Source organism: Candidatus Pelagibacter sp., assembly GCF_052046145.1.
Classification (GTDB): Bacteria; Pseudomonadota; Alphaproteobacteria; order Pelagibacterales; family Pelagibacteraceae; genus Pelagibacter.
This window is the reverse complement of the sequence record NZ_JBNGZR010000001.1, coordinates 285,389-307,597: the sequence shown is the minus strand read 5'-3', so window position 1 is coordinate 307,597 and position 22,209 is coordinate 285,389. Positions and strand designations below refer to the sequence as shown.

Sequence of the window (22,209 nt, the reverse complement as noted above, 5' to 3'; positions counted from 1 at the left end):
TTTTAACTACCATTTTTTCTTCCTCCAAAAACTGTATCTATTATTTTTGAAGGTTTAATTGATCCTACAATATTATTATTTGAGTCAACTACTCCTACTAATTTTTCTTGAGTAAGTATTTTTTCTGCAACATTTTCTATAATTTCATCTTTTGATACTTTTAAATCTCCTAAATTATCTTTACTTGAAGCATCCATTACATCCTCAATAATCAAAACCTTCTCTCTCGGTACTTCTTCAGTAAACTTTCTTACATATTCAGTTGCTGGATTTAGCACGATATTGGCCGGTGTATCTAATTGTTCAATTATACCATCTTTCATAATTGCTATTCGATCAGCTAACTTTAATGCCTCATCAAAATCATGAGTGATGAACATGATGGTTTTCTGTAATTTTTCCTGAAGTCTTAAAAACTCATCTTGCATTTCTTTTCTAATCAATGGATCTAATGCAGAAAAAGGTTCATCTAAAAACCAAATATCAGGCTCTACTGCTAATGACCTTGCGATTCCTACCCTCTGTTGTTGTCCACCCGAAAGTTCTCTTGGAAAATAATTCTCTCTTCCATCTAGTCCAACTAGTTTTACCATTTCCATTGCTCTACTAATACTCTCTTCAGTATTAGTGCCTTTTATTTGAAGCGGAAAAGCAATATTTTCAACAACTGTTTTATGAGGTAACAAAGCAAAGCTTTGAAAAACCATTCCCATTTTATTTCTTCTAAGCTCAATAAGCTCTTTATTGTTTAATTCTAATAAGTCTTGACCTTCGATAAAAATTTTTCCACCAGTAGCATCCGTTAATCTTGAAATACATCTAAGAAGTGTTGATTTACCCGAACCAGATAAACCCATTACTACTAACATTTCTCCTTTTGCAACTTCAAAAGAAGCATTATTTACTCCAACAATACATCCTCTTTCCTGAAAGGTTTTTGCATCTACATTGCCATTAGATTCTTCAAGCATCTTTTTGGCATTTTCTCCAAAAATTTTATAAACCGACTCGCATTTGATTACAGTCTCAGACATAAATTGTTTTAAAGTTATATTAAATTCTATAAAATTAAAATGTTAATAATTGTTGCCTTTCCTCATTAAAAATTTTTAATAAAATAAACTCTAGTATCAATTCCAGTACTTAAAAAACTTAAAGCTTCTCCACTTATAGTAATACTTTCATCAACACCTACATTGTTTCCACTAACTGTAAAACCCGCAAAACATTTGTTTTTTTCTTCATCCCATTTGACAAAAGTCTCATCAATTTTATTTCCATTAATTGTATATAGCTCATGTGCTCTAAAATTTAAGAAATTAGCACCCATTATTGCTCTTTGAGGAATTAGTTTTGTAGCTTTACAAACCTGCTCATATACTTCATCTGTTAATTTGTAGTGATCAGTTCCATCAAATGAGACCAATATTCCAGAGGGTAGTTTAGAAATTAACTCACTTAGTTTTTTTTCTTCAGCAATTCTTTCTTCTTCTAACTTCATTCTTTTTACTAAATCATCACCTTGTCCAAAAATTCCATTTAAAATACTAAAAGATAAAATTACTATTAGAGTAATAGATATAAGACCAATAAATTGTCTCAAAGACTCAGGTAAATCTTTTATTTTATTAATATAATTTTCTTTAGACATTATTCTTGTAACTTACCGTTCTTCCAAATACCTGTTTTTTGTTTTCCATCAGCCCAAGTAAATGTTCCTTGACCATTCATAAAACCATTAGCCCACTCCCCTTCATAAGTAGAGCCATCAGGAAATGTTAATGTTCCAATTCCACTCCAAACACTATTTTTAAATTCACCTTTATAAATATATCCATTTGGCCAAGTCTCTACACCTTGTCCTTGTTTTTTTGTTGAAACCCACTCCCCTTCATAAGTGGTTTTATCAGTGTAAACCCACTTACCATAACCATTATCACAATTACCCTCTTTGCAACCGGTGCTTCGGGCAAATACAGAAGAACTTATTAAAAAGCTTAATGATATAAAAAGTAGAAATTTTTTCATGAATTTATTTTACACAAAATCATTTAAAAAAAAATCCCCCCCAACAAGTTGGGGGAGATTTTAAATTTTTAACTTTAATCCTTATTTAGTAAATGCTTTCCAAACTGACTCGTTATCAGCTAACCATTTTTTAGCTGCATCTTCGTGAGTCATTTTGTCAACGTCAACTAAAGCTGCCATAGCTCCAATTTGACTTGTAGAGAATGACATTTTCTTAAACGTTGCTGCTGCATCAGGATGTGTTTTTGGGAAATCCTCATGAACTGCTTTTTTCAAGTATCCATCAGGAGAACCACATTTACCATCTCCACCATCTTCTGGTCTGCAACCAGCTGTGTATGGAGGGAAGTCAATAAATGTAAAACCAGCACCATCCGTAAAGTTAGGCGTCCAGTTGAATATAATTGTTCCTCTTCCTTCTTTTTCAGCTGCAGCTAATTCTGCCCAAAGTGCATCAGCACTTCCAGCAAATTTAACCCACCATAAATCACCTAAACCTAGTGCATCAACCCTTTGTGGAATTAAGTCACCATGCCAAGTTTGTGGACCTTCCAACATTCTTCCTTTTCCATCTGGAGAGTCAGGTGTTGTAAAGTTTTTTGCACAATCTGGATTTTTTAAAGCTGTCCAATCTGGTAGTCCTGGGCATAATCCTTTTTCAGCAACCCAGTTTGGATATCCCATATCCTCAAGAGTTCTTGCTTCATGATCACCCCAATCTAATAAACCACCTTTATCTAAAGCAGTAGTAAAAGATTTACCGAATGCAGATTCCCATACCTCGTGAGATAAAGTTACATCTCCAATTCTAATTGACTCATAAACTGCTTGTGAGTCAGCGTTTACGTATTTTACGTTATTACCCATACTTTCGAAAATTCCACCAATAACATAAGCCATAACAATTTGAGATGACCAGTTATGTGTTGGGATCACGATGGGCTTTTTGCTATCAGCATTTGAAATTCCTGCAAAACTTACAACAGAAATAACTAGAGCAGATAGTAAAGATATTATTTTTTTCATATATACCCCTCTATTATTAATATATTAATACTGAAAGTATGTTCCTATTTAAAGTTATAGTCAACTCGTTTTGATTATATTATGGTCTCACTTAAATTTAAAAAATGTTAGGCACAAGCAAAGATATCAAATATCCTGGTTTGAATATTTTACCACCTGGAGTTGAAAGACATGTTGTTAATGGTGGTGGTCTAACTGGTTTTCAGATTTTTCCTGATGATGAAGTAGAAATAATAAATAATGAAGGAAATCAAATATGTGAGATTATTTGTTTTGGAAAAGATGGAAATTCAGATCTCGGAATTTTAAATCTTAAATCAAACAATGAAAAAAACTTTATAAGAAATATTCTTAATGGTAATGATGAAACAATTTTAGCGACCAACTATCAATTAAAAAAAAGAAATTTAAAAATTTCTAATTCAAAATCATCAATTATATTTGATCTAGACGCAGAACCTGGTGAAAAAATTAAATTAAAATCAAAAGATAAATGTTACGCAATATTTTCAGCACCTGGCGAAGATATGGATGTTACAAAACAAAATCCACCAACTGATTTAACTATATTTGTTAAAAGAGCTAAAATTGTTAATGATAAGGAATTAAATGTAATTCCTGATCCTGTTTTCGAACCTGTTTATGAAGAAAATATAAATAAAGAATCTTCAATATCTTATGAGGTTAAAGAAGGAGATTATATTCAAGTGATAAGTCCGACTGGCAGACAATGTTCTGACTTTGTGGCTTTCGATACAAGAAAATTAGAAAAAGGAATTGAAAAAGGATTAGACTGGCAAACCACGAGAACATTCATGGGTAATACTTTCCCAGGACCAGGTTTGTTCTCTAAATTTTATGATACAGATCATGAGCCACTTGTTGAAGTAATAAGAGATACTGTTGGTAAACACGATACTTTTAATCTCGCATGTACTTCAAAATATTATGAAGATGCGGGATATTTTGGTCACCCAAACTGTTCGGATAATTTAACTGAAAGTATGTCGAAATATGGTGTTCAGAAACAAAAAGGTTGGCATGCAATTAATTTATTTTTTAACACCTCAGCTGGAGGATTGAATTCTGTTATTTCTGATGAATCTTATTCAAGGCCTGGAGATTATGTAATGTTTAAGGCTTTAAAAGATTTAACAATAGGAACAACTGCATGTCCAAGTGATATAGATCCTTGTAATTCATGGAATCCTACAAATATATTTGTTAGAACTTACGATAAAAATAAAGAATTTAGAAAGTCATTTGGTTTTAGAATGAAAACAGACTCTGAAAATAAACTTACTAGAAATTCTGGCTTTTATGAAAAAACTTCAAAATTAACTAGAAACTTTGTTGATGCTAGAGGGTTTTGGCTTCCAAATGATTACACCAAGCATGGCTTGGTTAATGAGTACAATGCTTGCAGAAATGATGCTGTATTAATTGATTTATCATCACTAAGAAAATTTGAAATAATTGGTCCTGATGCTGAAGAGTTAATGAATTACACTCTTACAAGGAATATAAAAAAACTTTCTGTTGGACAGGTTGTATATTCTGCAATGTGTTACGAAAATGGAATGATGTTCGATGATGGAACTCTTTTAAGATTAAGCGAAACAGGTTTTAGATGGATATGTGGAGATGAGTATGGTGGAGAATGGCTTAAAGAAATTGCAAAGAAAAAGAATTTTAACGCTATTGTTAAAAACTCTACTGATCAAATTAGCAATGTATCTTTGCAAGGTCCAAAAAGTAGAGAAATTTTAAAAAAAATTATCTTTACACCACCTACACAGCCTTCGATAGATGAGTTGGGCTGGTTTAGATTTACAATTTGTAGAATAGAAGAGCTTCAAGGTATTCCATTAATTGTTTCTAGGACAGGTTATACTGGTGAGTTAGGTTATGAAATTTGGTGTCATCCAAAACATGCTCCTGAAGTTTGGGATAAATTAATGGAAGCAGGTAAAGATGATGGATTGATACCAGCAGGGTTTGCTGCCTTAGACAAACTAAGAATTGAGGCAGGTTTAATTTTATTTGGCGCAGAGTTTGATGGAGAGCAAGATCCTTTTGAAGCTGGTATTGGTTTTGCCGTTCCACTGAAAACAAAAGAAGAAGATTTTATTGGTAAAGAGGAATTGATTAAAAGAAAAGCTAACCCACAAAAGAAATTGGTAGGCCTAGAACTTAATGGAAAAGAAATAGCAGGCCATGGAGACTGTGTTCATATTGGAAGATCACAGGTTGGTATAGTTACCAGTGGATGCTTGTCCTCTACTTTGAATAAAAATATTGCTCTTTGCAGAATAGATGTTCAATACTCAGAAATCGGTACTGAAGTTGAAATAGGTAAAATCGATGGTCATCAAAAAAGGATTGGTGCTAAAGTTGTTGGTTTTCCATTCTACGATCCAACCAAATCAAGAGTCAGAGCTTAAAAATAATGCCAAAAGAAAAAAAGACGTTATTAGATTTTTGGGAAGATCAAATGAGACAATCTCATACCGCTAGTAACTATTTTTTTAGAAAATCTCCTTCTCACTATCATATGATGTTATTAGTAATGTCTGCACATAAAGAAAATAAAAAACTATCTGTTGAGGAACTTAAAACTAAATTATTTAAAACATCTAGACCTAAATCTGCATTAATTATTACTGAAGCTTGTGAAAAAGGATTCTTTCGTCTTGAAAAAACATCAACAGACCAAAGGGTAAAAAATATAATACCTAGTGATTCTTTTGTTAAAGAATTTAATGAATACCTGAATACCTTAAAAAATATAAGTTATTAGAGGTAAATTTCACAAAAATTGAAATATCTAAATTATATATATAATTTTTAGTTCTATAAAAAATTATATTAATTACTATTTGCAAAAAATAATGTTTTTATATGACGACATTACCTTCGAAAGCAAAAGTAGTTATCATCGGTGGTGGAATTCACGGTCTTAGTACTGCTTGGAAACTTTCTGAAACATATAAAAATCCTGGCGACATAATTGTATTAGAAAAAAAAGATACTGCAGCTGGTGCAAGTGGAATTGCTTGTGGTGTTGTAAGAAATAATTATTTCCAACCAGCAATGAGAGAGCTTATGGCTCACTCAGTTTCTGTTTGGGAGAGTGATCCCAAAGCATTTAAATACAATCCTGTTGGCTACTTACAAATTTCACCTGAAGTAATGCATGAAGATGTTGCAAGTATTTATGAGCAACAAAAAGCAATTGGTTATGAGTCAGTATTTATTGAAGGTGAAAAAGATTGTTCAAATTATATGAAAGGTATTTTTGATGATTGGCAAGCACAAGGCATCACTTCAATACTTCATGAAAAAAAAGGTGGATACGCATTTAACAAAGATTCAATAAAAGCACTTGAAAGTAAATCTACATCAAACGGTGTTCAGGTTATGAAAGGTGTAAAAGTAACAGGTTTTAAAAGAGGAAGTAACAGTCAAGCTGTTACAGGAGTGGAGACAGACAAAGGTACAATTGAGTGCGAACAGGTTGTTATCGGTGCAGGTCCATGGGCGAGAGATTTTTGGAATATGTTAGAGTTACCTAAAACGGCTAACATTAAAGGCAAAGATGGTAAAATGCATGTAACAGATATGTGGACATACTGGATGCTACAAGAAGGTGTTATTGGTGTTGAGCCAGATTTTCTAAAAACAAATGATGGAAAACAACCTCCTGTGGTTCATGTAGACTCGACTGCTCCGTTATATTCAGACAAAACAAAAAAATTATTGACAGATAAAATTTGGGGAATTTATTACAAGCCTGACATTGAAGGTTTAGGTGTACAAGGGGGAACTTCTCCTTACATAGTTAAAAAACATTTTGATCAAGTTAATGTTGATCCTTATGGAATAGAGTCGCCTGAATATCAAACAACAGACGCATTTAGTGAAATGTGGTGTTCAGCTTTAGCGCATTGTCAAAAAAGATTTGAGGGTAAATCTGATTTATATAGAAAAGGACCATCGGGCGGACTTGGATGTATGACACCAGACTCGTTTCCAATCTTTGATAGATTTTTTGAAAACGTTTACATGATTGCAGATGCCAATCATGGTTATAAAATGATTGGGGTCGGAGAACTTGTTGCAAAAGAAATTCTTGGTACTGAAAGTGATTTATTAAAACCATTTAGATTCAACCGTTACGAGAAGGGCGAACTTCACCCTACTTCGAACAGTCCGTTTCCTTGGAGCTAGACTCTAAGCCTAGACACAAATAAATTTTTCAGCTACGTTTGAATAAATTAAATTCATTGAGGGGTGAAAATGACAGATCTAGAGAAACACGTTAACCAGCCAGGTAGAGCGAAATTAGTTAAAAAAGTTAGAGAAAAAATTAATGAACTTGGCATCACTTATATTTATTATCAATTCATTTCTGTAACAGGCAGAGTTGTTGGTAAAGGTATACCTGCAGATCACTGGGAAAGAACAGCTGAAAAAGGATTTCAATTAGTTTACGGTGCTACAGCAAACTTGTTCTTAGATCGTCATAATAATTACATTGGATATGGACCAGAGGCTATGGAGCTTGTTGGAATACCTGATCCTGAAACTTTTGTTCAATTACCATGGGATAAAAGAGTTGGAAGAGTATTTGTAACTTGTTTTAGAAACAGAGAAGAAAGAAAAAATCCAGGTGGTCATTTAACTTCAGACTGCAGAGGAAATCTTAGAATTTTTATGGATGAATTTAAGAAAAAACATGGTCTAGAATTAAGAGTTGGAACTGAGCCTGAAATGATGTGGTTAACAAAAAATGAGGATGGAACTCCTACAGGTAAAGGCTTTTCTAAACCATTCTGTTATCACATTGATCAATTTGAGTCATTAAGACCAGTCTTTATGAAGGTTATTGAGTACGCAAAAGCAATGGGTCTTGATATGATTCAAGGAGACCATGAAGATGCGCCAGGTCAATTAGAATTAAACTGGACCTATGATAACGTTTTAAGGAACGCAGATAGATTATCAACCTACAGACAAATTTGTGCTCAAGTTGCTAGAGAACATAATTTAATTGCCTGCTTTATGACAAAGCCATTTATGGGTGTTTCTGCAAGTGGTTGTCATACAAATATGTCTTTATGGAAAGGTGGAAAAATTAAACTAAACAAACTTGGTAACAAAACACTTCCGGGTGTTGAAGAAGTATTTAGTTATGTTGAAGGCGGAACTAATACTTTCATGCCAGATACAAAAGATATGCAATTACCAGGTAAAATTGGTTTGCAATCAATTGCGGGTATCATGAAGCACTTACCAGCATTGACAGCTCTTGGATCTTCAACTGTAAATTCTTACAGAAGATTATGGGATCAAGGTTTTTGGGCTCCTGTTTACGCTGACTGGGGATATCAAAATAGAACTTGTGGTTTAAGAGTTTCTGCTCCAGGAAGATTTGAGTATAGATCGGTAGATTCTATGCATAATCCTTATCTATTAGGTGCTGCTTTATTAAAAGCTTGCGATGAAGGTATAAGCAAGAAGATGAAACCAGCAGCTCCTGAATCTAGAAATATTTATGAGGCTCAAAAAGCTGGTAAAGATGTTAAAAAACTTCCATTAAGTTTAGGTGAAGCTTTAGATAGATTGGCAGAGGATGAAGTAATCAAATCTGCAATGCCAGATGAAATGTATAAAGTTTTCCATTGGTACAAAAACGATGAGTGGGAAAGATTTCTTGGTGCTACTACACAATGGGATCTGGATACTTATCTTGATTGTCTACCGTAGGTCAAAGAAATAGATAGAAAGGGTATAAATATATGTGTGGAATAGCAGGTTTAATTCATAGAGGGAAATCTTCAAATGTCGGAAGCGAACTACAAGGAATGCTCCAAGCATTAAAGCATAGAGGAGAAGATTCTACAGGTTACGCTTTATATGGAGATACTGATGGAAAAAACTTCATTATGCGTTTTAAAGTTGGAGAAAACGTAGGAGAAGGAAGTTCATCTGTTATGGAAGATGTGTCGGTTTACGATGAAAGAAAAAAAATTGTAGATGAAACTTTGGCTGAGATGGGTGCAAAAGTTGTTAAGGAAGAGAGAACTCTTCCATACTCACTAAGATATGAGATTGATTATGATACAAAAGATTTGTTAGACTTTTCGCAGAGAATTGAAAGTATTCCAGGTGTTGAAATTCTTTCTATGGGAAAATCTTTAGAGGTAATTAAAGATCTTGGAAATGCTAAAATGGTCTGTGACAGATATAGTTTAGATAAAGTAGTTGGAACACATGCAATCGGCCATGCTAGAATGGCTACAGAGTCTGGTGTAGATATCAAATCTGCACACCCTTTTTGGGGCTATCCATTTAGTGATGTATCTGTAGTACATAATGGACAATTAACTAACTATTGGAATAACAGAAGAGTTTTAGAAAACAAGGGAATGAGATTTATGTCAGAATGTGACTCAGAATTAATTGCAGTTTATATTGCAGAAAAAATGAGACATGGAGCAACTTTAGAAGAAGGAATGAAAGAGTCATTAACAGGTCTCGACGGAGTTTTCACATACTTTGTTGCAACTAAAGACTCATTAGGAATGGCTAAAGATACAATGGCTGCAAAACCTTTAGTTTTGTATGAGTCTGATGATTTAGTAGCAATGGGATCAGAGGAAATTGCAATTAGGTCTGTATTACCACAAGAAATTGAAACATATGATCCATTTGATGGGGAGGTGAAAGTATGGCAAATCTAAAAACTGTGTCGAAAAAATCAAAAGCACAATCAATGGGAATGCACACTGAGGTATTAACAGGAAGAACTCAACAAAAATTCTTTAATCCTGACGAAGCAGAAAACTTTTATTACTTTGGTACGTATGATGTAGATTTCAATAAAAGAACTGAGCTTGATGTTAAAGATATGACTGCACCAGAAGCTAATAAAGAAATTGATAACTTAATGAGCCAAGGGTATGGAACAATAGTAATTAAAAACCCACAAGGTAAACATAGTCTTGGAGTTGGTATTTTAAATAAACTGAATTTAATTTTTGAAGGAAGTTTAGGATACTTTGGAATGGGTTCTTGTGATGGTCCAATAGTCAGAATTAATGGAAGAGTTGGATGGTCATGTGCAGAAAATTTGATGGCAGGTAAAGTGGTAATTGAAAAAAATGCTGGATCATGTTTTGGTGCGGCAATTAGAGGTGGAGATTTAATTTGCAAAGGTAGTGTTGGTGCCAGAACTGGAATTGACATGAAAGGTGGAACTATCATTATTGGTGGAGATGCGGGTGCATTCACAGGTTTTATGATGCAAAGAGGAAGAATAATTATCCTGGGAGATGTTGGAATTAACCTGGGTGACTCCATGTATGATGGGACAATTTTCGTAGGTGGAGAAATTGGGTCATATGGTAGTGATGCTGTAGATTCGGAATTAACGTCAAGTGATCAAGATTGGCTTAAAAGAAAATTAAAAGTTGCTGAGATTGGTGAAAATTTCGATGTAAGTAAAATGAAAAAAATTGTAGCAGGTAAAAAACTTTGGAATTATGATAATTTGGAACCTACAGAGAAGAAGGGAGCAATTTAATGCCTAAGAAAAAAAGTAAAAAAGTTAAAAAAAATGGAAAAGGTGTTGGTGGAAAAGCAGATGTACATGTGCACGAAGAAGGTAAAAGAAATAAAAGTTTATTAGGACATAATGCTATCTTCACTCCTGAAGTAATAGACGACATTCATATAAAAGCTCAATTAGGAAGATACAGAATGCGTGGAATGGCATTAATGAAAAAAATTCCTACTTTTGATGATTTAGTTTTTTTGCCTGGAACACTAACTAGATTTGTAATCGAAGGTTACAGAGAAAAATGTGAAACAAAAACAGTAATTGGTCCAAGATGTGAAAATCCAATTGAGTTAGATATTCCAGTTTATATTACAGGAATGAGTTTTGGTGCTCTATCTTATGAAGCAAAAACTGCTTTAGCAAGAGGAGCAACTATGGCAGGTAGTGCTACATGTTCTGGTGAAGGTGGAATGATACCTGATGAAAGAAGATATTCTGAAAAATGGTATTACCAATGTATTCAATCAAGATATGGTTTTAACCCACACCACGCGCAATTAGCAGATGGTATTGAGGTGTTTATTGGACAAGGTCAAAAAGTTGGAATGGGTGGACACTTAATGGGTCAAAAAGTTACTGACCAAGTTGCTGAGATGAGATCATTACCATCTGGTATTGACCAAAGATCTCCTGCGAGACACCCAGACTGGTTAGGTCCAGATGATTTAGCTTTAAAAGTAGAGGAATTAAGACAATTAACAAAAAATAAAGTGCCAATTCAATTAAAGTTAGGTGCATCTAAAGTTTATGATGATGTGCGTATGGCTGCAAAATGTGACCCAGACTCAATTTACTTAGATGGAATGGAAGGTTCTACTGGAGCTGGCCCACATATCGCTGCTGCTAATACTGGAATTCCAGGAATTGCAGCGATTAGAGAAGCGAGAAGAGCAATCGATGATGTCGGAAAAACTGGAAAAGTAACATTAATTTATGCAGGTGGTGTAAGAGACGGTGCTGATATGGCAAAAGCTTTAGCTCTTGGAGCTGATGCTATAGCAATTGGTACTGGATCGATGATAGCATTAAATTGCAATAAAGATATTCCAGAGGCAGATTTTGAAAAAGAAATGGGCGTAAAAGCAGGTGAATGTTATCACTGCCACACTGGAAGATGTCCAGTTGGTGTTGCAACACAAGATCCTAAGCTTAGAGCTAGATTAAATCCCGATGATGCAGCATTAAGAGTTTACAATTATCTTCACTCAATGACTTTAGAAGCTCAGTTGTTAGCTAGAGCGTGTGGAAAAACAAATATCCATTCTCTAGAACCTGAAGATTTAGCTGCTTTAACATCAGAAGCATCAGCTTTAGCAAAAGTTCCATTAGCTGGAACTAACTACACTGTTGGAGTTGATAACTATCACAAAATATAGAGATAATTATGCCAAAGAAAAAAAATAAAAAGGTATCAAAAACGAAGTCAAAAGAGATTAAAGGTCAATTAGGTAAAAAGAAAGAGACAGCCAGAGAAAAAATGATTGGCCAGTCTATTGGCTATAGATATGATGTTAATCTTTTGCCTGATTATAGTAAAATCACCCCTTTTCTAAAAAAATATATAGAGGCGATGGGATGGGATGATCTGAATTGGTTGGAAGACGTGCACATGGGTTATGAAGAAGATAGACCTGCAGTTTTTTGCAGAAATGCAAATGGTTGGGTTACTATTCCAAGTTCCATTAAGTTACCAAACAATCAACAAGATAGAGATATGATTGCAAGAGAGCTTTTGGTTAAGTTTCAAATGTCTCCAAAACATCCACTTGTTGATTTGAAAAAAGCTTACTTGAAGTTTTAATATTACAATCAATAGTTGATTATTTTTTAAATCTGGTGTTCATAACTGGATTTTTTCAATCTCTTTATATTTGTAACGACTCAGAAAATTTAATAGGGTTTAAATAAACAAATATGGAGAGAGAATATGACTGATCAGTTAGGTGCTCTTACCACGATATTTACAGAATTTTACTACTGGACAACAGTGGTACTAATGTTTTTAATTCACGTTGGTTTCTGTATGTATGAGGTTGGAGCTTCAAGATACAAACACCATCAACATACTCTTATGAAAAACACAATGCTGATACCATTGGTAACAGTAACTTGGTTTTTGTTTGGTTGGTGGATTTATTGGGCTTTTCCAACTGGACCTGGATTAGCTCCGTCAATAATGACAGAAAGTACAGGGCTTGTACTAGGTGGAGGATTTGGAGGTAATGATCTTGCTAATCCTACAAATGCTCTTATGGCAATCAATCTTAATGACCATATAATGGGTGTGTTCTGGGCAGCATTCCTTTTATTTTCATGGACCGCAGCTTCTATAGTTTCGGGTGCAGTTATTGAAAGAATAACAACATTTGCATTTGGAGTTTTAGCAATTGCAATAGGATCTGTTTTCTGGTCAATAGATGCGTCATGGGGATGGCACTTTGATGGTTGGATGCTTAAAATCTTAGGTTATCATGATGCTTATGCATCAGGTGTAATTCACGCTATTGCTGGTGGATTTGCCTTAGGTGTACTTATGGTTTTAGGTCCAAGAATTGGAAAATTTTCATCAAGTGGTGAACCAAGAAATATTGGTCCTCGAAATCCTTGGTTAGTAACAATTGGATTGTTCTTAATTTACACCGGATTTTGGGGATTTTATGCGGCTTGTAACGTTCCAATATATGATCTGGGCCCGGAGTATGGCATGGAAGGTATATCATTCTGGACAGCAACTAATATTTATTTAACACCTACTACTTTAAGTGGAATTACAATGAACTTTTTGATGTCATTGTCAGGAGGTTTATTGGCTGGATATGTTATCGCTAAAGGTGACCCTTTCTGGACTTACTCAAGTGGACTTGCTGGCATTATATGTGCGTCTGCAGGAAACGACTTATATCATCCAATTCAAGCATTAATTATTGGTATGATCGGAGTTGTTATTGCCTACAAACTTCATTACTGGGTTGAACGAAAGTTCAAAATTGATGATGCAGTTGGCGCAGTAGCTGTACATGGTTATGCTGGTTTTGTAGGTCTTGTAATTTGTGGATTCGTCTTAAATGGTTATCCTTCATCTGGTTACAGTGTTGGAGCTATGTTTGATGGAACAACTTATGCAACAATTAATCCATTAGGACAATTTATTGGAGCAATAATAATGTTCTTTGTTTTAGGATTAATACCTGGCTATATCATCGCTAAAGTTCTTAATGGTATGGGTAAATTAAGAATCCCACGAGAAGTTGAAATAGCTGGACTAGACTATGAAATGATGGAAAGTGCTAAAGAAGATGAAAAAGCAGTTTCATCAGCAACCAGGTAAAGGAGAAAAATATGGCAACAGTATCAAACTGGATAGATCATCTTAATAAACCAGCTGAAGAAGTTGGTGGATCGGTTTATCCTGGAGCTGGATCTAGTGAATTTATACTAGTTCTTTTGTTAATTGCTGTGTGGATAGGATGGACTGTAATTACAAGCAAATCTGAAAGTGATGAGCTGAACGCATTATCCAGAAAAAGACACGGTGCTAACGACCATAAAAGTAATATTACTGAATGGTAAAATAAAATTTGGGCGCTACAAAATTGTAGCGCCCTTTTTTAATGATTTAAATGAGTGAAGACAAAAACGAACAACTAAGACCGAGTAAAATGAGAGGTGTTGCTTTTCCAAAAGCAAAGTATGGAGTAATTCTTGCAATTATTCTGATAATTTTAGTTAATTTTATTTATTATAAAGAAACTATCTTTTCATTTTTCAAATAATTGTGGTAGCCTTAGCAATGGCTAAAAACTTATTTAAAATAGCTAAACAAAAAAAAATTAAATATTTTTTAATTAGTTTTGTAGATTTGTTTGGTGTATTAAGATCAAAACTAGTCCCTGCACATGCTATTAAAGAAATGCAAGTTACAGGAGCAGGTTTTGCAGGTTTTGCTGCTTGGTTAGATATGACACCTGCTGACTCTGATATGTTTGGAATTCCTGATCCAGATAGCTTAATCCAGCTTCCTTGGAACAAAGAGGTAGGATGGTTAGCTTCTGATCTATGGATGAATGGTAAACCAGTAGATGCGTCGCCTAGGGTGATGCTAAAAAATCAAATAAAAAAACTTAAAAAACAAAATTTAACAATGAAATCAGGCGTAGAGTGTGAATACTTTTTAATCTCACCAGATGGAAACTCAATTGCAGATCCGAGAGACACTCAATCTAAACCTTGTTACGACCAATCTGCGTTAATGAGGAGATATGATTTAATCAAAGAGATTTGTGACTGTATGATTGAAATGGGATGGGGCCCATATCAAAATGATCATGAAGATGCTAATGGACAATTTGAAATGAATTGGGATTATTCAGATTGCTTAAAAACAGCAGATAGACATGCTTTTTTTAAATTTATGGTAAAAACAATTGCTGAAAAGCACGGATTGAGAGCAACATTTATGCCTAAACCATTCGAAAATCTGACAGGTAACGGTTGTCATGCCCATGTATCTGTTTGGCAAGGTAGTAAAAATAAATTCTTAGACAATAAAGATAAACTAGGTTTAAGTAAAATGGCGTATAATTTTTTAGGTGGAGTAATTAAAAATGCTTCATCTTTATCTGCTTTTTTTAACCCAACAATAAATAGCTATCGGAGAATTAACGCACCACCAACTAAGTCTGGAGCATCGTGGTCACCAAGTAGTATATCCTATACGGGTAATAATAGAACACATATGATTAGAATACCTGATCCAGGAAGGTTTGAATTAAGATTGATGGATGGTTCTGCTAATCCTTACTTGTTACAAGCAAGTGTGTTAGCAGCAGGGTTGAATGGATTAAAACATAAAATCAATCCAGGTAAACCTTTGGATTGTAATATGTATGAAGACCATGCAAAGTATCCTGACTTACCAAAACTGCCTGATAAACTTACACAGTCTTTAAATTTATTACAAAATAATAAAGAAATGAATGAAGCTTTTGGAAAAGAAACAATCAATAGTTATATAAAACTTAGAAAATCTGAAATTGAGGAATTTGATAATAAAGAAAACTTCGATAAGTCCAAACCTGTAACTCAATGGGAAAGACAAAATACTTTAGACTGTTAAAGTGAAGAGTTTAAAAAGTATTAAGAACTGGACACTTACAAAATCTTTAAAAAATAATAATTTTGGTTTTAAAAGAAATTATGTTTTAAGATTTGTCCCGTCATTACTATTAACAAACGCTTTTAAATCAATTTCCAGTTGGAAAAATTATAAAGCAACCCCACTATTAAAGCTTGAGAAATTACAAAAAAATTTAAAACTTAATAATGTTTTTTATAAAGATGAATCTAAAAGATTTCATTTAAAATCATTTAAAGCTTTAGGTGGAGCTTATGCTGTTGAAAAAATATCTAAAGGAAAAAAAAATATAATCATTTCCTCAGCAACTGCTGGGAACCATGGAAGATCCGTAGCATGGGGTGCGAAAAGGTTGGGTTTAAAATGTAAAATATTTGTTAGTCAATACGTTAGTGACACAAGAGTTAAAGAAATTAAAAAATTTGGAGCCGAAGTAATAAGAGTTAAGGGAGATTATGAAAATTCACTTAACGAATGTAAAAAGTTATCAAAAAAAAATAATTGGAAAATTGTTCAAGATGTTTCAACAAAAGAATATAAATTAGTTCCTCAACTTACCATGGCAGGGTATTCCATAATGATTAAAGAAATTTCTAAACAAACAAATCAATATATAACCCATATTTTCTTACAAGCTGGTGTTGGTGGTATGGCTGCTGGTGTAGTTGCTGGTGTTGCAAAATATTTTAAAAGAATTCCAAAGATCATAATTGTTGAGCCTGATAGAGCTGATTGTGTTCTTCAAAGCATAAAACACAATAAATTAAAAAAAATTAAAATTAAAAAGGAGAGCATCATGGGTGGTATGTCATGTAATGAAATGTCATATATTCCTTGGCAAATATTGAAAAAAACGAGCAATTGTTGTGTGTCTGTAAGTGATCGAAATATTGCTAAAACTGTAGCGATGTTGAAAGACAAAAAGCTTAGTAAAAATTCAATAATTGGTGGAGAGTGCTCTGCACCTGGTATTATAAGCCTGGTAGGCGTTTGTAATAATACTAAAACTAAAAAACTTTTAGAACTTAACGAAAATTCTAATGTTTTGGTAATAGGATGCGAAGGTAATGCAGATGTAAAACTTTACAAACAACTGTTATCTAAAGGCAGAAAATAAATTCATATGAAAAAAAATGCAATATTTTGGATTAGGGAAGATTTTAGAATTGAACATAATCCTGCATTATCTTTTGCGAGTCAAAATCACGATAACGTTGTAGCACTGTTTATTTATAATAAAACTGATTTTGATAAAAAAAGGGAAGCACAAAAATGGTGGTTATATAAGTCTCTAGAGGAATTTAAATCAGAATTATTTAAATACAAAATCAATCTTCAGATATTAGAAGGAGACGAGCTAGATGTATTATCGAAAATTAAAAAAAAAGATAATATTTCTGTCTATTGGAATAAGATATATGAACCAGATGTAATTGCTAAAGGAAAAAAAATAAGAGATGCTTTTCAAAAAAACGAAGTTGAGTTCAAATATTTTAAAGGAAATATTCTTAATGAGTTTCAAGAAGTAACTAAAAATGATGGTACACCTTTTAAAGTATTTAGTCCATTCTGGAGAAATGCTGAAGAGAAATATCTTAGTTTGCCCCCAAGCAAAAATTATATTGTAAAAAAAAAAGTTAAATTAATTTCTTTTTTTAAAAACAGTATTGAACCTAAAAACATTTTACCAAAAAAAAATTGGTATAAAAAATTTGAGAAATACTGGAAAGTTTCTGAAAATGATTCGAAAAAAGTTCTTAATAATTTAATTGAAAAAAAAATTAAACATTATGGGACAGCTAGAGATTATCCATCAATAGAGGGTACATCAAAATTGTCTCCATATATTAAACATGGTCAAATTCACGTGAGTACTATTTGGCAAAAATGTAATGAAATAAAATCTAAAGGAATTGGCTATAGGAAATATATCAATGAATTAGGGTGGCGTGAATTTTCACATAGTTTAATTAATTATTTTCCCGAATTTTTAAAAGGTAATTATAGAAAAGAATTTGATAAATTTCCGTGGGTAAAAAATGATAAATTTTTGAAGGCATGGAAATCAGGAATGACAGGCTATCCTATTGTGGATGCTGGAATGAGAGAATTATATGAAACTGGATGGATGCATAACAGAATTCGAATGGTCGTGGGTTCCTTTCTTGTAAAACATTTAAGAATTAATTGGACTGAAGGTGAGAAACATTTCAGAAATTGTTTATTAGATTTCAATAAAGCAAATAATGTAGCTCAATGGCAATGGGTTGCTGGTTGTGGTGCTGATGCTGCACCTTACTTTAGAATATTTAATCCGATTTTGCAGGGAGAAAAATTTGATAAGGAAGGTTTATATGTAAAAAAATGGGTTCCTGAATTAAGCAAAGTGCCAAAAAAATTCATTCATAAACCATGGGAAATGGAATTAAAGTATCAAGAAGCTATAAAAACAATTATTGGCAGAGATTACCCAGGCCCTATTGTTGTTCACGAAAAAGCTAGAGCTGCAGCTCTTGAAGCGTTTCAATCTTTGAAGAAAAAATAAATTTAATTTTATTCTCCAATAAAATGATGAATTATAGTTCTTTTTTGAGCCTCTAATCTGTGTTCAAATAAATATATGCCCTGCCAAGTTCCGAGCATCAATTCACTATCTTTCACACTAAGAGAAATTTGATTATTTGTTAATGCCGATTTAATATGTGCAGGCATATCATCTTTTCCCTCCGTAGTATGAACATATAGTTTGTTGTCCATAGGAGCTAATTTATCAAAATAATTTATCAAATCTGTTTGTACATCTGGATCTGCATTTTCTTGAACAATTAATGAGGCGCTTGTGTGTTGAATACTTAAATTAAGAATACCATTTTTAAAGTTATTTTGACCAATCCAATGAATTGTATCATTAGTAAACTCATATAACTTTTGACCATTAGTCTTAATTTGAAGATTATAAAATTCTTGTTTCATCAATTATACTCCTTCGATGTAAGCTCATACAAACGACTAATGGTTCGTTTAAATGGTTTTTCTAACAATCTTGAAGAGGTAAATTGATCTAAATTTAGATCAGCTGTAACTGCTAATGAAATATTTTTATCATAAATTACATCTAACAAAGTGATAAAACGTTTTTGTTGATTTGAATTGACATCATTAAATTGAGGTATTTGGTCTATTACCATAAATTTACAGTTTTTAATTATTTCCAAATAATCTTCCGCTCCTAAATTTTGATCACAAAGTTGATTAAAGTCACATCTAACAATTCCCTCATAAAAGTTTTCTATTTTAAATTCTCTTCCCTTGACATTAACTGTTATTGAAGATTGTTTTTTATCCTTAGTTATGGTTCTAAAAAATTTATTAATCTTAAAATTGGTTTCTTGATTAAGTGGAAAAAAATATCTTTGTTTTTGATTATCATTAGATTTTCTATAATCATCCTCAATTTTTAATTCATGCTCGATTGATTGATCTTCCATTATTTTTATAAAAGGTATAAATTGTTCCCGTTGAAGACCTTCTTTATAAAGTTCTGAAATTTCAGTATTTGAGGTAAGAATAATTTTAATATCTTCTTTAAATATTTGTTCAAATAATTTTCCTAAAATCATTGCATCAACAATGTTTGTAACTTGGAATTCATCGAAATAAATTAATGAAGCTTTTGATTTTAAATTTTTAACAAATTGATTGATTACATTTTCTTCATTTTTTTCTTTTTGCTCATGGACAAAATCATGAAAACCTAACATAAATTCATTAAAATGCTTTTTTAATTTTTTTTCTTCAAGATGATCATAAAAGAAGTTTAAAATCATTGTTTTACCAACCCCTACACCACCATACAAATAAAATCCTTTTTTAGTTTTTTGTTTAGAAAATAATTTTGAAAAAAATGATTTGTAATTACTATTATGGTAATCTTCTAATTTTTTAATAACTTTGATTTGATAAGGATTAACTTCTAAATTTTGATTTTCACAATAAGATATGAATTCTTTTTCAAATTTTTTTGGCATCAATTTTTTTTAGTTTTAAAGTCAATACCATACTCTGATCTTGGTCCTTTCCTTAGCCCGAATGGACCTGAGATAAATAAAGTTAATGGTCTGGTTCCTGGTTCCAAATCTACTCGATGCAAATTATTTGCTGATCTAAAACCAATATACCCTGGTGGACGCCAAAACTTGCCAGTGCTTAATGTCTCCCAATAACCACCTCTTAAAATTATAGTAATATAAGGAAATGTGTGATTATGAACTCCTTCTCCATGGTCATCTGCTAGCATCTCATGAATTAATATATTGAATGGAAACCATTTAGGTCGGTACCTCATCAAAACATAGTATCGGTTCATCCAAGGCTTTGCCTCTTTAAAATTAGGATGTGAAGGTCCTCTATCTAATACAACTTTTTTTCTACCAATTTTTTCTAAAAATTTTAAGAACATGTTTAGTTATATTGTACAATTGAACCATTTCTTACTACATATAAATTGTTATTAAATATAAAAGGTTCAGATACTAATTCACCAGAAACTTTTTCAATTTTTATTATTTTTCCATCCTCAATCCCGGCTATAATCATCTTACCATCTGAGTTAGTTAAAAATACGTTTTTGTCTCCAATTACAAAACCAATTGGATAAATATTTTTTCTTTTTTTATCTTTATAATTCAGAAATAGATCTGTAATTCGAACTATATTGCCTTTATTTTTATCAATTAAATAGAAATAACCTTCATTAGAGATTGTAATTATTAGATTTCCAACCAAAATAGGTTTTACATTAGAATTAACTTCATTTATCCAGTTTATTGTTCCTGTTTTTAAATCGATTGAATAAAACTGATTTTTATTATTTGAAAAAAATACTGAGTTTCCATCTGATACTAGTTTTGAAATCTTAAAGTTATAAGTTTCATTTATTATCGAGCTATTCTGTGTAGGTAGTTGCCATGTAATTAAACCTGTTTCAATATCTACAGCTGTAATATCTCCTATAGAATTATTAAAAATAACATTATCGTTTAAAATAATTAAAGAATATTTAATATTTGAAATTGTAAATGAGTCCTCTGTTTGCAAATTCCAACATTCAGACCCATCTTTTATTTTAAAACATCTCAATGTATTTTTATAATCAATAACAAATATTTTATCCTTATACTTTTTAATATTTGAATTAAACGGATAATCATTATTTTTTGACCAATTTAATTCTCCAGTACTAATATTCACAGAATAATATTTTGCTATGCTATCGGTTACTAAAAGATTTTGCCCATCTACTAAAAAATTAAGTTTTGGTTTTAATTTTTTTTCAGCTTTTGAATAATGGTTTTTTTTCCAAATAACTTTCTGATTATTATCATATCTAATAATTGAACCTTTTTTATCAAAAAATATTATTCCATTATTCAAAAAAATCGGTTCGAAATCTAATTGATTAAGTTCCTCTAACTTTGAAAATTTAAAGTTACCAATCTTTGCTAATTCACCTTTGTAATTTTGCAAACCAAGATTATTTTGATTTTCATTATTTTTATTATTTATTTTTATTGATGATAGATCTAATTTTAAATCTCTATTAAATTCTGAAACACTTAGATTTTCTTCAGCAAAAACTTTTGTTATTTTTTTATCTGTCTCTAATTTATCTTCTTTGTCTTTCCAAATTCTTGAGTTTTCGTTAAATGAACAGTTATTAAGAAAAAATAATACAACGAAAGTAAAAATTAATTTATTCACTCAAGTCTCTGTTTAATCTTCTCTCTGCTTGAAGCCTTATATCTGGATTTGAATTTTCTAAAACTATTATTTGGTTGAAAAATTCTTTAGCTTTTTGTTTTTGATTATTTGCATAAAAATATTCTGCCATTAAATATAAAGAATGTGATTTCCAGACACTTTTTGAATTGATTAGTGGATTTAACATATTTAGAAGATCACTCTCCTGAGCGTTATCTGCATTGTAGAGTGCCTTCTTGTATATAATTAAGTTGTTAATCTCACTGTCTAACGAAGTATCGTTTATCAATATATCAAATAATGAATTAATTCTGGACTGATCTCTTACAAGATTATTATCAATAATGAAATAAAGAGATAAAGGTGAATAAGTTGGATCTTTCTTGTTTATTATTTCAATCAGACTGCTAGCTGTTTTTTCTTTTGTTTTTTCAGAATAATCGATGATTATTGAATTATAACTATCTGAGATATCTTTTTTTTTATTAATTAAATATTTATCGTAACTAAAAACACCTACTATAATAATTATTAAAATAATTATACCTGAAATAATTTTATTTTTATTGTTTACAAAAAAATTCTTAATTTTTTCATTTCTAGTATTAGTATTTATAATTGATAAATCTTCGTCCAT

General features: G+C 31.9%; 23 protein-coding genes. 14 read left to right on the top strand and 9 right to left on the bottom strand.

Translation table 11 applies throughout. The features are described from left to right. Positions 1-2: 2 nt before the first annotated feature. The 4 genes from ACTT88_RS01545 to ACTT88_RS01530 form a co-directional block, all read right to left on the bottom strand. Positions 3-1,034 carry a quaternary amine ABC transporter ATP-binding protein gene (locus ACTT88_RS01545; RefSeq protein ID WP_075536409.1) on the bottom strand — a complete coding sequence of 344 codons (1,032 nt, stop codon included), beginning with the start codon at positions 1,032-1,034 and terminating at the stop codon, positions 3-5. A 65-nt stretch (positions 1,035-1,099) separates the two neighbouring features. Continuing rightward, on the bottom strand, positions 1,100-1,651 hold the full coding sequence (locus ACTT88_RS01540) for a hypothetical protein (protein WP_440907619.1): 552 nt from the start codon (positions 1,649-1,651) through the stop codon (positions 1,100-1,102). Then, the gene (locus tag ACTT88_RS01535; protein ID WP_440907618.1) at positions 1,651-2,028 is read right to left on the bottom strand and encodes a hypothetical protein; all 378 of its coding nucleotides are present in this window, start codon (positions 2,026-2,028) and stop codon (positions 1,651-1,653) included. The genes ACTT88_RS01540 and ACTT88_RS01535 overlap by 1 nt, the downstream gene beginning before the upstream one ends. A gap of 81 nt (positions 2,029-2,109) precedes the next feature. Then, entirely contained in the window at positions 2,110-3,054 is a 945-nt protein-coding gene (locus ACTT88_RS01530; RefSeq protein WP_440907617.1) for an ABC transporter substrate-binding protein, read from the bottom strand. Positions 3,055-3,158: 104 nt separating this feature from the next. Between ACTT88_RS01530 and ACTT88_RS01525 the strand changes: the two genes are divergently transcribed. The 14 genes from ACTT88_RS01525 to ACTT88_RS01460 all read left to right on the top strand — a co-directional run bounded on the left by ACTT88_RS01525 (position 3,159) and on the right by ACTT88_RS01460 (position 18,357). Beyond that, positions 3,159-5,498 carry a DUF1989 domain-containing protein gene (locus ACTT88_RS01525; RefSeq protein WP_440907616.1) on the top strand — a complete coding sequence of 780 codons (2,340 nt, stop codon included), beginning with the start codon at positions 3,159-3,161 and terminating at the stop codon, positions 5,496-5,498. A 5-nt stretch (positions 5,499-5,503) separates the two neighbouring features. Further along, positions 5,504-5,854 (top strand): hypothetical protein, encoded by a 351-nt coding sequence (locus ACTT88_RS01520; RefSeq protein ID WP_440907615.1) that lies wholly within the window; start codon positions 5,504-5,506, stop codon positions 5,852-5,854. Positions 5,855-5,955: 101 nt separating this feature from the next. After that, complete coding sequence (locus ACTT88_RS01515) at positions 5,956-7,284, top strand: NAD(P)/FAD-dependent oxidoreductase (RefSeq protein ID WP_440907614.1); 1,329 nt, start codon at positions 5,956-5,958, stop codon at positions 7,282-7,284. 69 nt (positions 7,285-7,353) lie between these two features. Further along, positions 7,354-8,823, top strand: coding sequence for a glutamine synthetase family protein (locus ACTT88_RS01510; RefSeq protein ID WP_440907613.1), 1,470 nt, complete (start codon positions 7,354-7,356; stop codon positions 8,821-8,823). 32 nt (positions 8,824-8,855) lie between these two features. After that, positions 8,856-9,800, top strand: coding sequence for a glutamine amidotransferase (locus ACTT88_RS01505; protein WP_440907612.1), 945 nt, complete (start codon positions 8,856-8,858; stop codon positions 9,798-9,800). Beyond that, a complete protein-coding gene (locus tag ACTT88_RS01500; protein ID WP_440907611.1) occupies positions 9,788-10,642 on the top strand; it encodes a GXGXG motif-containing protein in 855 nt (284 codons plus the stop codon). Before ACTT88_RS01505 ends, ACTT88_RS01500 begins: the two co-directional genes overlap by 13 nt. Further along, complete coding sequence (locus tag ACTT88_RS01495; protein WP_440907610.1) at positions 10,642-12,054, top strand: FMN-binding glutamate synthase family protein; 1,413 nt, start codon at positions 10,642-10,644, stop codon at positions 12,052-12,054. The genes ACTT88_RS01500 and ACTT88_RS01495 overlap by 1 nt, the downstream gene beginning before the upstream one ends. 8 nt (positions 12,055-12,062) lie before the next feature. Beyond that, a complete protein-coding gene (locus ACTT88_RS01490; protein WP_440907609.1) occupies positions 12,063-12,479 on the top strand; it encodes a hypothetical protein in 417 nt (138 codons plus the stop codon). Between the two features lie 126 nt (positions 12,480-12,605). Further along, positions 12,606-14,006, top strand: coding sequence for an ammonium transporter (locus ACTT88_RS01485; protein WP_440907608.1), 1,401 nt, complete (start codon positions 12,606-12,608; stop codon positions 14,004-14,006). A gap of 11 nt (positions 14,007-14,017) precedes the next feature. Beyond that, positions 14,018-14,248: a hypothetical protein gene (locus ACTT88_RS01480; protein WP_440907607.1), complete on the top strand. Its 231-nt coding sequence runs from the start codon at positions 14,018-14,020 to the stop codon at positions 14,246-14,248. A gap of 50 nt (positions 14,249-14,298) precedes the next feature. After that, positions 14,299-14,451 carry a hypothetical protein gene (locus ACTT88_RS01475; protein WP_440907606.1) on the top strand — a complete coding sequence of 51 codons (153 nt, stop codon included), beginning with the start codon at positions 14,299-14,301 and terminating at the stop codon, positions 14,449-14,451. A 17-nt stretch (positions 14,452-14,468) separates the two neighbouring features. Further along, positions 14,469-15,794: a type III glutamate--ammonia ligase gene (glnT, locus tag ACTT88_RS01470; protein WP_440907605.1), complete on the top strand. Its 1,326-nt coding sequence runs from the start codon at positions 14,469-14,471 to the stop codon at positions 15,792-15,794. A 1-nt stretch (position 15,795) separates the two neighbouring features. Next, positions 15,796-16,929, top strand: a complete 1,134-nt coding sequence (locus ACTT88_RS01465) for a diaminopropionate ammonia-lyase (protein ID WP_440907604.1) — start codon at positions 15,796-15,798, stop codon at positions 16,927-16,929. Between the two features lie 6 nt (positions 16,930-16,935). Further along, entirely contained in the window at positions 16,936-18,357 is a 1,422-nt protein-coding gene (locus tag ACTT88_RS01460) for a cryptochrome/photolyase family protein (protein WP_440907603.1), read from the top strand. Between the two features lie 8 nt (positions 18,358-18,365). Here the strand turns inward: ACTT88_RS01460 and ACTT88_RS01455 are convergent, their stop codons facing one another. The 5 genes from ACTT88_RS01455 to ACTT88_RS01435 are packed head-to-tail and all read right to left on the bottom strand — an operon-like array spanning position 18,366 to position 22,209. Continuing rightward, positions 18,366-18,785, bottom strand: a complete 420-nt coding sequence (locus ACTT88_RS01455; protein WP_440907602.1) for a secondary thiamine-phosphate synthase enzyme YjbQ — start codon at positions 18,783-18,785, stop codon at positions 18,366-18,368. Beyond that, the gene (zapE, locus tag ACTT88_RS01450) at positions 18,785-19,840 is read right to left on the bottom strand and encodes a cell division protein ZapE (RefSeq protein WP_440907601.1); all 1,056 of its coding nucleotides are present in this window, start codon (positions 19,838-19,840) and stop codon (positions 18,785-18,787) included. Before zapE ends, ACTT88_RS01455 begins: the two co-directional genes overlap by 1 nt. Continuing rightward, positions 19,840-20,271 carry a hypothetical protein gene (locus tag ACTT88_RS01445; RefSeq protein ID WP_440907600.1) on the bottom strand — a complete coding sequence of 144 codons (432 nt, stop codon included), beginning with the start codon at positions 20,269-20,271 and terminating at the stop codon, positions 19,840-19,842. The genes zapE and ACTT88_RS01445 overlap by 1 nt, the downstream gene beginning before the upstream one ends. A 2-nt stretch (positions 20,272-20,273) precedes the next feature. Continuing rightward, positions 20,274-21,572 carry a PQQ-binding-like beta-propeller repeat protein gene (locus tag ACTT88_RS01440; protein WP_440907599.1) on the bottom strand — a complete coding sequence of 433 codons (1,299 nt, stop codon included), beginning with the start codon at positions 21,570-21,572 and terminating at the stop codon, positions 20,274-20,276. Continuing rightward, on the bottom strand, positions 21,565-22,209 hold the full coding sequence (locus ACTT88_RS01435; RefSeq protein ID WP_440907598.1) for a hypothetical protein: 645 nt from the start codon (positions 22,207-22,209) through the stop codon (positions 21,565-21,567). Before ACTT88_RS01435 ends, ACTT88_RS01440 begins: the two co-directional genes overlap by 8 nt.